Annotated in this window: 10 protein-coding genes; 3 read left to right on the top strand and 7 right to left on the bottom strand. The window is 66.6% G+C overall.

The window, feature by feature from the left end; all coding sequences use genetic code 11:
- Positions 1-11: 11 nt before the first annotated feature.
- The 6 genes from rfbD to E6C72_RS30205 all read right to left on the bottom strand — a co-directional run bounded on the left by rfbD (position 12) and on the right by E6C72_RS30205 (position 8,495).
- Complete coding sequence (rfbD, locus tag E6C72_RS30230) at positions 12-902, bottom strand: dTDP-4-dehydrorhamnose reductase (protein ID WP_109086715.1); 891 nt, start codon at positions 900-902, stop codon at positions 12-14.
- Positions 903-910: 8 nt separating this feature from the next.
- A complete protein-coding gene (rfbB, locus tag E6C72_RS30225) occupies positions 911-1,978 on the bottom strand; it encodes a dTDP-glucose 4,6-dehydratase (RefSeq protein ID WP_109086695.1) in 1,068 nt (355 codons plus the stop codon).
- Positions 1,979-2,062: 84 nt separating this feature from the next.
- Complete coding sequence (rfbC, locus tag E6C72_RS30220; RefSeq protein ID WP_109086694.1) at positions 2,063-2,614, bottom strand: dTDP-4-dehydrorhamnose 3,5-epimerase; 552 nt, start codon at positions 2,612-2,614, stop codon at positions 2,063-2,065.
- A gap of 3 nt (positions 2,615-2,617) precedes the next feature.
- Positions 2,618-6,052 (bottom strand): glycosyltransferase, encoded by a 3,435-nt coding sequence (locus E6C72_RS30215; RefSeq protein ID WP_247875808.1) that lies wholly within the window; start codon positions 6,050-6,052, stop codon positions 2,618-2,620.
- Between the two features lie 213 nt (positions 6,053-6,265).
- Complete coding sequence (locus E6C72_RS30210; protein WP_247875807.1) at positions 6,266-7,687, bottom strand: ABC transporter ATP-binding protein; 1,422 nt, start codon at positions 7,685-7,687, stop codon at positions 6,266-6,268.
- Positions 7,677-8,495 (bottom strand): ABC transporter permease, encoded by an 819-nt coding sequence (locus E6C72_RS30205; protein ID WP_109086692.1) that lies wholly within the window; start codon positions 8,493-8,495, stop codon positions 7,677-7,679. Before E6C72_RS30205 ends, E6C72_RS30210 begins: the two co-directional genes overlap by 11 nt.
- Positions 8,496-9,395: 900 nt before the next feature.
- Between E6C72_RS30205 and E6C72_RS30200 the strand changes: the two genes are divergently transcribed.
- The 3 genes from E6C72_RS30200 (at position 9,396) to cysN (ending at position 13,088) form a co-directional block, all read left to right on the top strand.
- Positions 9,396-10,160, top strand: a complete 765-nt coding sequence (locus E6C72_RS30200) for a sulfotransferase (protein WP_247875806.1) — start codon at positions 9,396-9,398, stop codon at positions 10,158-10,160.
- Positions 10,161-10,293: 133 nt separating this feature from the next.
- Positions 10,294-11,145, top strand: coding sequence for a sulfate adenylyltransferase subunit CysD (cysD, locus tag E6C72_RS30195; RefSeq protein WP_247875811.1), 852 nt, complete (start codon positions 10,294-10,296; stop codon positions 11,143-11,145).
- 59 nt (positions 11,146-11,204) lie between these two features.
- Positions 11,205-13,088 carry a sulfate adenylyltransferase subunit CysN gene (gene cysN, locus E6C72_RS30190; RefSeq protein ID WP_158280190.1) on the top strand — a complete coding sequence of 628 codons (1,884 nt, stop codon included), beginning with the start codon at positions 11,205-11,207 and terminating at the stop codon, positions 13,086-13,088.
- Positions 13,089-13,124: 36 nt separating this feature from the next.
- On the opposite strand, the gene E6C72_RS32485 is transcribed toward cysN, so the two are convergent.
- A complete protein-coding gene (locus E6C72_RS32485; RefSeq protein WP_247882193.1) occupies positions 13,125-13,403 on the bottom strand; it encodes a hypothetical protein in 279 nt (92 codons plus the stop codon).
- Positions 13,404-13,406: the final 3 nt, after the last annotated feature.

The following is a 13,406-nucleotide window of genomic DNA, read 5'->3' as shown; positions in this document are numbered from 1 at the left end:
GGTCTTCGTCCTCACGCCTGCGGCGGGTTGGTGAACAGCTCGTCGATCACGCGGTCGACGCTTTCCCGCCACGGCGGGCAGACGACGCCGAGACGCTCCCTGGCGCGGGAGCAGTCCAGCCGCGAATTGGCCGGGCGGCGCGCCGGGGTCGGGTAGTCGGCCGTGCCGATGGCGGTCAGGCGCGGCCGCTTGCCGGTGCGCTCCTCCAGTCGCCGGAAGATGTGCTCGGCGAACTCATGCCAAGTGGTGTAGCCGCTGCCGGTCAGATGGTAGGTGCCCCAGGCGGCGCTGCCGGTCTTCTCAATCGTCCCGGCGATCTGCACGATGGCGGCGGCGAGGTCGGCGGCGGCGGTGGGCGAGCCGTGCTGGTCGGCGACCACCCGCATCTCCTCGCGCTCCTTGCCGAAGCGCAGCATCGTCTTGATGAAGTTGTTGCCGTAGGCGCTGTAGACCCAGGAGGTGCGCAGGATGACGTGCTTCGGCGTCGCCGCGCGCACCGCCTCCTCGCCCGCCGCCTTGCTGGCGCCATAGACGCCCAGCGGGTTGATCGGGTCGTCCTCGGTGTAGAGGCCGTCCTTCGTCCCGTCGAACACATAGTCGGTCGAGACATGGATGAAGGGGATGCCGCGCGCGGCACAGGCCGCCGCCATGGCGCCCGGCCCGTCGCGGTTGATGGCGAAGGACAGGTCGACCTCGCTCTCGGCCTTGTCGACGGCGGTGTGGGCGGTGGCGTTGACCAGCAGGTCCGGCGCGTGGGCGGCGACCGCCTTCTCCACGTCGCCCGGCCGGGTCACGTCGAACTCGGGATAGGGCAGGCCCACCACATCGGTGCCCGGCGCCCAGTTGGCCCGCATCAGCTCGAAGCCGAGCTGGCCGTTGCTGCCGAGAACCAGGACTTTCATGGGAACCTTCATTGCGCGGCCCCTTCTTCCTTCAGGCCGAGCCGCTCGCCCTGGTAGGAGCCGTTGAGGATGGCCTGCCACCAGTCGCGGTTCTCCAGATACCAGGCGACCGTCTTGCGCAGGCCGCTCTCGAAGGTCTCCAGCGGGGTCCAGCCCAGCTCGCGCTCGATCTTGCCGGCGTCGATGGCATAGCGCTTGTCATGGCCGGGGCGGTCGGTGACGAAGCTGATCAGCTGGTCGTGCGGGGCGCCGGCCGGGTCCATCTCGTCGAGATGCGCGCAGATGGCGCGGACGACCTCCAGGTTGGTGCGCTCGTTGTGGCCGCCGATATTGTAGCTCTCGCCGATCCGGCCCTTCTCCAGAACCAGCCGCAGCGCGCGGGCATGGTCCTCGACATAGAGCCAGTCGCGGATGTTGTCGCCCTTGCCGTAGACCGGCAGCTTCTCCCCCGCCAGACCCTTGAGGATCATCAGCGGGATCAGCTTCTCCGGGAAATGGTAGGGGCCGTAATTGTTGGAGCAGTTGGTCAGCACCACCGGCAGACCGTAGGTCTCGTGCCAGGCGCGGACCAGATGGTCGCTCGACGCCTTGCTGGCCGAATAGGGCGAGTTGGGGCTGTAGGCGGTGGTCTCGGTGAAGAAGCCGTCGTCACCCAGCGTGCCGAACACCTCGTCGGTCGAGATGTGGTGGAAGCGGAAGCGCTCCTTGCGCTCCGCCGGCAGGGCCGACCAGTAGCCGCGCGCCGCTTCCAGGAGGCGGAAGGTGCCGACCACGTTGGTCTGGATGAACTCGCCCGGCCCGTCGATCGAGCGGTCGACATGGGATTCGGCGGCCAGATGCATCACCGCGTCGGGCTGGTGGGTGTCGAAGACACGGCGCAGTTCGGCGGCGTCGCAGATGTCGACCTTCTCGAAGGCGTAGCGTGGATTGCCCTCGGCGCCCGGCAGGGAGGACAGGTTGGCTGCGTAGGTCAGCTTGTCGACATTGACGACGAAGGCGTCGGTTTCGGCGAGAAGCTGGCGGACCACCGCCGAACCGATGAAACCGGCGCCGCCGGTGACGAGAATGCGCGTCATCAAACCACCTTACCGCCGAGAAGCGGGGCCGCCCGCGGCCCCCGTTGTGCAAAAGCTCTGAGTGCCCGAACCCGGAAACCGCCGTCAGAACAGGTCGGTCAGCCGGGCCAGGGTCGGATGCTTGTGGTCCTTGTCCGACAGCCGGGCCTTGTCCGCCGGCACCGGCCAGTCGATGCCGAGCTCCGGATCGTTCCACAGCAGGCCGCGGTCATGCTCGGGCGAATAATAGTTGGTCACCTTGTAGATGACCTCGGTGTCCGGCTCCAGCGTGCAGAACCCATGGGCGAAGCCGATCGGCACCAGGATCTGGTTCCATTCCGCCGCACTGATCACCGCGCTGACATGCCGGCCGAAGGTGGGGGAGTCCTTCCGGATGTCGACCGCGACGTCCAGGATGGCGCCGCGCACCACCCGCACCAGCTTGTCCTGGGCAAACGGCGGCAGCTGGAAATGCAGGCCGCGGATGGTGCCGACCTCGGCCGACAGCGACTGATTGTCCTGGACGAAGTCGTACTGCAGCCCGGCCGCCTCGAACGTCTTCTTGGTATAGGTTTCCGAGAAGAAGCCGCGATGGTCGCCGAACTTCTTCGGGCGGATGATCTTAACGTCGGGAATGTCGAGAGAGACGACGTCCATGGCTCAGATACTTTCCTTCAGGCGCTCTTTGCGCAGCTCGGGGCAGGACTTGCGCAGCCAGGGCTTGACCGTGCGCGGCGGGAAGGCCAGCCCGAAATTCTCGGCGTCCAGCGTCAGGTTCGGGTTGTAGTAGGGGTCGGCCAGCAGGCTGTCGCCCCAGCGCTCCTGCATGTAGGCCACCTCGCCCATGAAGCGCTTGACCTTGTCGGGCGCGGTGTCCGGCCCGCGCGACGCCGATTCCAGGTGGTACAGCTCGGCGAACGGTGTCCAGACGACGAGATAGCCCGTCTCGCGGATGCGCAGGCAGAAATCGACGTCGTTGAAGGCGACGGCCAGCTTCTCGGAATTCAGCCCGCCGACCTCGTCGAAGATCTCCTTGCGCAGGATCAGGCAGGCGGCGGTGACGCAGGACAGGTCCTGGGTCAGCTGGGCCCGGCTGAAATAGCCGTAGGCGTCGCGGGTCAGCCCCTTGTGGACATGGCCGGCCACGCCGCAGATGCCGGTGACGACGCCGGCATGCTGGATGGTGCCGTCGGCGTAGTAGAGCTTGGCGCCGACCGCGCCGACCTCCGGCCGCAGGGCGTGGGAGACCATCTCGGCCAGCCAGCCCGGCTCCATCACCTCGATGTCGTTGTTGATCAGGCCCAGCACCGCGCCGGTCGCCTCGGCGGCGGCGAAGTTGTTGATCGAGGAGTAGTTGAAGGGCGCCTTGTAGGTCAGCACCCGCACCCGCGGCTCGTCCTTCAGCGTGTCGAAATAGGCGAAGGTCGCCGCTTCCTCGCTGTTGTTGTCGACGATCAGGATCTCAAGGTCCGGATAGTCGGTGCGGTGCAGCAGCCCGTCGACGCAGCCCTTCAGCAGATCGACCTTGTCGCGCGTCGGCACGATCAGCGACACCCGCGGCAGCTTGGCCGGCAGGGTGTAGCGGATGCGGGTGAAGCGATTGGTGGCCGGCGAGGTTTCCACCGTGGCGGCGACGCCGCGGCGCTGGAAATGCTCGGTCAGCGCCTTGTGGGCGGCGGCGGTGGCGCGCGGCAGATCGACGGTGGAGAAGGCCGCGGAGTCCGGGAAGACGCGCCAGTGATAGAGGATCGCCGGGATGTGGCGGATGCGCTCGGGCTGCGTCGCCTCGACCGCGCGCAGGGTCAGGTCGTAATCCTGGCTGCCCTCGAAGCCCAGGCGGAAGCGCCCGGCCTGCTCGATCAGCGAACGGCGGAAGACGCCCAGGTGGTTGACCATGTTCTGGCCGTGCAGCAGGTCCAGATTGAAGTCCGACTTGAAATGCGGGTCGTAGCGCTCGCCGTCGGCATCGATCTTGTCCTCGTCGGAATAGAGGATGTCGGTGTCGGGATGCTGCGCCAGCTCGGCCGCGACGGTGTAGAGGGCGTGCGGCGGCAGCCGGTCGTCATGGTCCATCAGCGCCACGAAATCGCCGGTCGCCAGATCGAGCGCGCTGTTGCTGGCGGCGGAGATGTGGCCGTTGGTCTCGCGCCGGATCACCTTGATCCGGTTGTCGCGCGCCTTGTACTCGGCCAGCACCTTCTGCACATGTGGTGCCGTGGAGGCGTCGTCGGCGATGCACAGCTCCCAGTCCGGGTAGAACTGGGCCAGCACGGAGTCCAGCGCCTCGCGCAGGTAGGTCTCCGGCGTGTTGTAGACCGGCATGACCACGGAGAAGCGCGGGCGCGCCGGCAGCCGGGCGATGTCGGCCTTGATCGCCGCCCCGTCCTCCGGCGTCAGGGTGTCGTACATCCGCACCCACGACTTGTAGTCGGCCGACCAGCGGTTCGGCTGAAGTTCCTGCAGGACGCGCTGCTTGGTCGCTTGCCAGCCGTGGCGGCGCAGATAGTCCAGCACCCGCGCCGGCTGGTTCTGCCGGACATAGTCGAGCAGGATGTTGGTCTTGCCGATCTCGCGGATGGTGAAGTCGGCGATCTCGAAGGACACCGGCCGGGTGGCGGGGTCGAAGCGCAGCGCCTTGACCGTCTGCGGCAGCAGGGCCAGCTGGCGGAACTCGCCCACCGTGTCGACAGGCAGGCGGATCATCGTCCGCTCGTCGAAGCCGTTGCCGTCATCGACATAGATCACCGGCACCAGCGGGGCCGAGGCGCGGACCACCCGGTAGGAGATCACGCACCAGTGGCCGGGCAGCCGGCCGCGGTCGGAGCGCAGCAGGAAGGCGGGGTCGCTGCCGGTCGCCTCATAGCCGCCCTGCGGGCTGGGCGTCACGTCGTGCAGCGGCTCCAGCGTGATGCTGTGCAGGCGGCGGCGGTAGAAGCGCCCGGCCTTCTGGGTCAGGCGGCCCAGCTTGCGCACCGGCGCCGACAGCTTCCAGGAGGTCGAGTTGACCAGGCTGTGGATGTGCTGGTCGCGGCTGGCCACCACGCCATGCAGATGGGCGATGGCCTGTTCGCGGGCGACCAGTTCGCGGGCATGGGCGGCGAGGTTGCGCTCGCGGTCGGCCAGTTCGTGCTCGCGCTCGGCCAGAGTCTGCGCCATTTCGGCGAGCGCATCGCCCTGGCGGTGGATCTCGGCCTGATGGTCGCCGAGCCAACCCTGGATGACGGCGATGTCGCGGTCGCGCGTCGCGATCATGCCCTTCAGGTCTTCGGTGTGGGCGATCTGGTCGTCCAGCACCTTGCGGACCATCGCCACCTCGGTGCGCAGGTGCTTTTCCTGCTCTTCCAGGCGCTGGATGGCCTCGGCCTCGATGGCGGCGTCGCCCAGCCGGTCGAACCAGCTGCGGACGGCACGCAGCCCCTCGCCGCCAGCCTGTTGCACGGCGAACAGCTCGCGCACCGCGTCGGGCAGATCCTCGCCGACGCCCAGCACGCCAAGGCCGTTGGAATGCAGGAAGGTGAAGGACGGTCGGTCGCGGGTGATCTCGTCCCACAGGCGCCAGACGCCGAAATCGCCCTTGCGCACGTTGATGTCGTGGAACAGCACCACGCCGCGGCGGCTCATCTTCGGCAGCCACGTCTCGAAATCGTGGCGCACCGCCTCGTAGGTGTGCAGCCCGTCGATGTGCAGCAGATCGACGCTGCCGTCGGCGAAATGGAGCAGCGCGTCGTCGAAGGTCATGCGCAGCAGGCGCGAGAAGCCGGCATAGCGCGGGTCATGATAGGCGGCGAGCGTGTTGTAGATGTCATCGCCGTAGAAGCCGGCCTGCGGGTCGCCGGCCCAGGTGTCGACGGCATAGCAGGAGGTCGGCAGCCCGACATGGCGGACCGCCTGACAGAAGGCGGCATAGGAGTTGCCGGTGTGCGTCCCCAGCTCCACCAGGCTGTCCGGGCGCAGCGCCTCGACGATCCAGAAGGCGAAGGGCACATGGCCGAGCCAGGAGGCCGGCGCCGTGACGAGATCCGGAGTCAGGAGCGTGATCGGCCGGCAGATACGACGGAGAGTGTCCGATCCCTGATCCTTCAAAAACGAATCCACCTGTGCCTCTTCTTCTGCCTGGCTCGGCGGCGGGGTGCGGTCCATCGGGACACCATTTCGGGCCCGGCGGACGGCCCCGTCACAGCCGCCGACACACATACGCTGACACCCCGCCGGAATGCAAGCCGCTGTCCCGAGCCCGCTTTGCGGTGCCCAACAATGCCCGGACCTGCGGTTTTCCTGCCTCAGTCCGGGGGAATCCGTGCCCTGTCGCTATTTTGTCGCGGGGGCCGCCCGGGGGGCCGCCTGAGGGGATGAGGCTCCCTCCGCTTCCAGCGTGATCGCCAGCATCGGCATGCCGACCAGCCCGCGCACGACATGGCTGGCGTGGACCTTGAAGAACAACGCGTCCTCGACCCAATGGTGCTGGACGTGGTCCTCCTGCGTGCCCTCGGCGAGAGCCACGGTGATGGAGAAGTCGCCGCTGGGCAGATAGGGCATCTGGAAGCGGAAGCGGGCGGCGAAATCCTGCCCGGCCGGGACGGTGACGGGATCGAGCTGGTAGCTGAGGAAGGTGTTGTCGCCGAACAGGTTCTGGCCCAGCTTGTCCTTCACGTAGAAGCCGACGATCGGGCGGTAGACCTGCTGGTCGGCCCGGCAGTCCACCTTCAGCACGATCACCTCGCCGCCCTCCAGCACGCTGAGCGGCTGTTCGTCGGCATCCAGGATCGAGACGTTGGTGATGGTGGCGCCGCGGTTGCCGAACCAGGGGCCGCTGTCGTTGAAGTCGAACAGCTCGATGACGTTGCGGTGCTGCGAGCCCTTCAGCAGCTCGGCGCGGGCATCCTCCACCGGCTCCTCGCGCCTGGCCTGGGGCAGCGCCTGCCGCGCCCCGCCGATGCGGAAGCCGCGCGAGGTGTCCTGGTCGCTGTAGAGCGCTGCCAGATAGTCGTGGCAGACCTCCTTGGCCGGGCCGATCGCCCGCACCGACCCGTTGTCCAGCCACACCACCCGGTCGCAGAGGTTCACCACCTGCCCGGTGTCGTGCGACACGAAGAACAGGGTTCCGCGCTCCTTGAAGCGGTGGATGAAGCGCATGCATTTCTGGGTGAAGGAAGCATCGCCGACCGCCAGGATCTCGTCGACGATCATGATGTCGGCATCGACATGCGCCGCCACCGCGAAGGCGAGGCGGGCGTACATGCCGCTGGAATAGAGCTTCACCGGCTGTTCGATGAAGTCGCCGATGCCCGCGAACTCGGCGATGGAGTCATAGCGTTCGGCGATCTGCGCGTTCGACAGGCCAAGGACGGAGGCGGCGAGATAGACGTTCTCGCGCCCGGTGAATTCGGGGTTGAAGCCGGCGCCCAGCTCCAGCAGCGCCGCGATGCGGCCATCCACCGCGATGCGGCCGGAGGTCGGCGTCAGCGTGCCGCAGAGAAGTTGCAGGAAGGTCGACTTGCCCGAGCCGTTGCGGCCGATCAGCCCGACCGTCTCGCCGCGGCGAACCTCCAGATCGACTCCGCGCAGCGCCCAGTACTCGTCGTAATATTTGCGCCGGCCGCGCACCAGCATCTGCTTCAGCCGGTCCTGCGGGCGCTTGAAGATGGCGTAGGCCTTGCCCAGCCCCTCGGCGCGGATGACGACGGGGGTTTCAGGCGATATGGGCTTGGGCGACATGGGTTCAGACGACATCGGCGAACCCCCGGCGGGTCTTCATGAACCAGAGATAGCCGAGCCACGCCACCACCCAGGCGCCCAGCGTCGCCAGCCCCCATTCGACCGGCGACGGGATGCGGCCCCAGAACAGCAGGTCCTTCGACTGCTCCAGGATCGCCGTCATCGGGTTCAGGTGCAGGATGGCGCGGAAGCGCTCGGGGATCGCGGTCATCGGGTAGAAGATCGGGCTGAGGAACATCAGCACGGTGACGCCGACCCCGACCACCTGCCGCAGATCGCGCAGGAAGACGCCGGCGGCGGCGAAGAACCAGCTGAGCCCCAGCGTGGTCAGGCAGAGCGGCGCCAGGATCAGCGGCAGCAGCAGCGCCGTCAGCGGCGGCAGCCCGGCCACCAGCAGATGGAAGACCAGCAGGATGACGAAGCCGATGCCGGCGTTGAACAGCGCGACCGCCAGAGACACCAGCGGCAGGATCTCCAGCGGGAAGACCACCTTCTTGATGTAGCTGATGTTCTCCAGCAGCAGGCCGGGCGCCCGGTTCAGGCACTCGCCCAGCACGTTGAACAGGATCAGGCCGGAGAACAGCAGCAGGGCGAACTCCGTGTTGCTGCCACCGGTGGCGCCCCAGCGCGCCTGGAACACCACCGAGAAGACGAAGGTGTAGACGGCCAGCATCAGGATCGGGTTCAGCACCGCCCAGACGATGCCCAGCACGGACCCGCGATAGCGGGCGTCGATCTCGCGCCGGGCCAGACGCAGGATCAGCGACCTGTGATGCCAGGCTGTCTGGAAAAGGGCAAAGGGACCGGCGCCGGAACCCGCCACCTTAGGGTTTCCCGACTGAGAGTTGAACAATTTAGAGTATTCCCCGTCTGCGGCCGGCCGACCATAACCCCCGCTCCGGCGGCGTTCAAGCGAAAGCATCGGCCCGGCCGGAAGGCCGTCGGAAGGGTGCGGAAGAGGCCGGTCCCTCCGAAAAAGAACGGGCGGGGGAACGAACCTTCGGCTTCCCCGTTCACCCGAAAGATCGGAGTGCTGGTCGAACCAGCCATGTTTTTTCGTTATCTCTAAAGAAAATAATAAAATAAACATTCGAGGAAATTGTGCTGACGGAGTTAATTCTACAGACAATGCAGGTGAGTTCTGTCCTATTCGTATCAGTAAAATCAAGGCTAAGATCGAATGTGATTTTCCTACTGCAAAGATAGACACATATGTTTTTATGAGTTTATCGGGTAATCTGTGGGTTACCATTGAGGATCACGTCCGTATATTTGTAAACCCATGGGGTTAAGTCCGGATTAGGACTAAAAAAGCCCATCCGACAGGACCATAACTAGCCTTGAGAGACGGCGATTGCCTGATTTGCAGGAAAAACGCACCGATTGCCCAGACCATGGGAAAACCGGATTGCCCGGCGACGCGGTGGCGCAAAAGGAGGCCATTGTGCTTTGGAATGGAAAGACCCTGGCAGCCGGTCATTATGCCGCATCGTTAAAAAATCACTTCGGTGACGGTGCGGTCCATCGTCTTCAGAAAGAGATCAGTTTTGTCGGAAAGCGGCTTCTTCGACTTCCAAGCACTGAAAGATCGGCCTTCTTCGATCCCTGGTTCAGCGAGGAGAACGCCCGTCACCTGCGTTCGGTCGCCCGATCGGTCCGCGGGATCCCATCGGAAGCGCCTGCCGTCCCCACTGCCCCCCGCATCGTCTTCCTGCACGGGGTGATGCCGCGCAGCGGCACCAACTATCTCCAGAGCCTGCTGGAACTGCACCCCGACGTGGTGGTCAACCCCTATGGCATCCGCGAGCTTCCCTTCCTGAACACGGTGGAGGATGCGCGCATCTATGAGGGGCGCTTCCTGCGTCTTTATCGGCGCAACCGGGAGTCGTTCAGCGATCTGGAAACCTTCTGCTATATGGTCAGCGGCTTCCTGCGCCGGATCGAAGCCGAGTTCCCGGCCGACAAGACGGTGGTGATCAAGTCGCCCCACACCCGGATGCTGCGCTATTTCCCCTATCTGTTCCCGGCGGAGCGCTGCCTGATCGTGCTGCGCGACGGCCGCCGAGCGGTGCAGTCGACCATCGACACCTGGCCGCTGCGCTTTCTCGGCCGGACCTTCGCCGACGTCTGCCGCGAATGGAGCTTCGGTACCGAGGCGGCGCTGGAGGCGCAGAGCCGGATGAGCATTGATGCCTGCCGGCTGGTCCGTTTCGAGGACGCGGTGGCCGCCCCCGACGGTACCGCCCGCGACCTTATGCGCTTTCTGGAATTGGACGAGGGACGCTATCCGTTCGAGCGGATCGGCGACCTGCCCATCCTGGGATCCTCCCGCGCTTCGCGCAGCAATGGCGAAGTCAGCTGGCTCCCCGTCAGGAAACCCGAAGGCTTCGACCCGTCGAAGCGCCCGATCCAATGGTCGCGCAAGCGTCGGACCATCTTCGACGCCGTGACCGGAGACATGCAGAAGAAGGCCGGCTATGCTGCTTGACCCACTGCTCGACACCCGTCCCGCGGCCAAAAGCCGGTCCGTCACCGTTCCCGGGGATGACTTGTCCGCCATCCTGACCACGCCTGCCCGTCTCACCCATCTGCAAAGGCTGGAGGCGGAGAGCATCCACATCATGCGTGAGGTGGCGGCCCAGTTCCGCAAGCCGGTCATGCTCTATTCGGTGGGCAAGGACAGTTCGGTTCTGCTGCATCTGGCGATGAAGGCCTTTTACCCGTCGAAGCCGCCCTTCCCGCTGCTGCATGTCGACACCACCTGGAAATTCCGGGAGATGATCGAATTCCGCGACCGCATGGCGCAGGAGTTGGGCGTCGACCTGATGGTCCACATCAACCAGGAGGGTGTGCGCCAGGGGATCGGCCCGTTCAGCCACGGCTCGGCCGTCCACACCGACGTGATGAAGACCCAGGCGCTGAAACAGGCGCTCGACGCCCATGGCTTCGACGCCGCCTTCGGTGGGGCGCGCCGCGACGAGGAGAAGAGCCGCGCCAAGGAGCGCATCTTCTCCTTCCGGACATCCACCCACCGCTGGGAGCCGAAGAACCAGCGGCCGGAGCTGTGGAGCCTCTACAACGGGCGCATCCACAAGGGCGAGAGCATCCGCGCCTTCCCGCTGTCGAACTGGACGGAACTCGACATCTGGCAATACATCCATCAGGAAAGCATCCCGGTGGTGCCGCTCTATTTCGCCAAGCCCCGCCCGGTGGTGGAGCGCGACGGCACCCTCATCATGGTCGATGACGACCGTCTGCCGCTCAGGCCCGGCGAGGTGCCGGAGATGGCCTGGGTGCGCTTCCGCACGCTCGGCTGCTATCCGTTGACCGGGGCCGTGAGCAGCACCGCCGCCACCCTGCCCGAGATCATCCGCGAGATGCTGCTGTCGACCAGTTCGGAACGGCAGGGCCGGGTGATCGACCAGGACGCCGCCGCCTCCATGGAGGCGAAGAAGCAGGAGGGCTACTTCTGATGCTGACGGATCCCGATCCCGCCGCCGATATCGCCGCCTCTCCTGTGGATGCCGCCCCCATGGATGCTGCAAGCGAGGTGCAGGCGCATCTGGCCCGTCAGAACGGCAAGGACCTGCTGCGCTTCATCACCTGCGGCTCGGTGGACGACGGCAAATCGACGCTGATCGGCCGGCTGCTCTACGACTGCAAATGCCTGTTCGAGGACCAGCTGGCCAGCCTGGAGGCGGACTCCGGCCGTTTCGGCACCACCGGTGCCGGCCAGCTCGACCTCGCCCTGCTGGTCGACGGGCTGGCGGCGGAGCGCGAGCAGGGCATCACCATCGACGTCGCCTACCGCTTCTTCACCACCGACCGCCGCAAGTTCATCGTCGCCGACACGCCGGGCCACGAGCAGTACACCCGCAACATGGTCACCGGCGCGTCCACCGCTGACGCCGCGGTGCTGCTGGTCGACGCGCGCAAGGGCGTGCTGACCCAGACCCGGCGCCACAGCACCATCGTCTCGCTCCTGGGCGTCCGTCATGTCGTGCTGGCGGTCAACAAGATGGACGCCGTCGGCTGGGACCGCGAGACCTTCGAGCGCATCGCCGCCGACTACCGTGCCTTTGCCCTGCGCATCGGCCTCACCGAGGTCACCTGCATCCCGGTCTCGGCACTGACCGGCGACAATGTCACCAGACCGTCGGAGCGGATGGGCTGGTACGGCGGCCCCACCCTGCTCGGCCATCTGGAGAGCGTGGACGCCGCGGCGGAGGAGAAGCTCGGCGCCTTCCGCATGGCGGTGCAATGGGTCAACCGGCCCAACCAGGACTTCCGCGGCTTCTGCGGCACGGTGGTCGGCGGTGCGCTGCGCGTCGGCGACGACGTCGCCATCCTGCCCGGCGGGCGGAGCAGCCGGGTGGCGCGGATCGTCACCATGGATGGCGAGCTGGAGACGGCGGAGCCCGGACAGGCCATTACCCTGGTGCTGGGCGACGAGGTCGACGCCAGCCGTGGCGACATGATCGTCGCCGCGGCCGGCCGGCCGGAGGTCGCCGACCAGTTCGCGGCCCATGTTGTGTGGATGGACGAGCAGCCGCTGCTGCCCGGCCGCTCCTATCTGCTGCGCGCCGGCACGGCGACGGTCGGCGCCCAGGTGACGGAGCTGAAGCACGCCATCAACGTCAACACCCAGGAGCATGCCGCCGCCAAGCATCTCGACCTGAACGATGTCGGGTTCTGCAATCTGGCGCTCGACCGGCCGATCCCGTTCGACGCCTACGCCGACAGCCGCGAGACCGGCAGCTTCATCCTGATCGATCGGCTGACCAACGCCACCGCCGGCTGCGGCATGATCCGCTTCCCGCTGCGCCGGGCCTCCAACATCCACCGCCACCCCTCGAAGCTGGACAAGGCGGCGCGGGCCGGTGGGGTGCAGAAGCCCTGCGTGCTGTGGTTCACCGGTCTGTCCGGCTCCGGCAAGTCCAGCGTCGCCGACCGGCTGGAGCAGGAGCTGCACCGTCTCGGCCGCCGCACCATGATCCTGGACGGCGACAATGTCCGTCACGGGCTGAACCGGGATCTGGGCTTCACCGACGAGGACCGGGTGGAGAACATCCGCCGCGTCGCCGAGGTGGCTAAGCTGATGGTGGAGGCCGGGCTGATCGTGCTGGTCAGCTTCATCTCCCCCTTCCGCGAGGAGCGCCGCATGGCGCGCTCCCTGGTGGAGGAGGGCGAGTTCCTGGAGATCTTCATGGACACGCCGCTGGAGGTCTGCGAGGCCCGCGATCCCAAGGGACTGTACCGGAAGGCCCGCGCCGGCCAGCTCCCCCACTTCACCGGCATCGACAGCGCCTATGAGCCGCCGGAGGCTCCGGAGGTCACGCTGAAGGGTGCCGAACAGGGCACCGACGGGATGGTCGCCCAGGTGATGGGGGAGCTGCGTCGGCGCGGGGTGATCTGATCGGGTGGGGTCCCTCTCCCCCACCCCCTTGGAGGGTCACCCCAGCGCGCGCTTCACGATCAGCGACAGCTTTTCCAGCATCGCCGGATCGCGGTGGGAGGGGGCGGTCATGATGGCGTTGTCCAGCGCGGTGTGGCAGCCCTGGGCGCACAGCCCCTGGCGCTGCGCCACCTTCGGCGCCAGGGCCGAGACCAGCGCGCGCGCCTTGCCGGCATTGGCGACCACCACCTTGATCACCGCATCGACCGACACATGGTCGTGACCCTCGTGCCAGCAGTCGTAATCGGTGACCATGGCGACGGTCGCGTAGCACATCTC

It is taken from the genome of Azospirillum sp. TSH100 (genome assembly GCF_004923295.1).
Taxonomy (GTDB): Bacteria; Pseudomonadota; Alphaproteobacteria; order Azospirillales; family Azospirillaceae; genus Azospirillum.
Note: the sequence above shows the minus strand (reverse complement) of the source record. Positions and strands in the feature narration are given on the sequence as shown.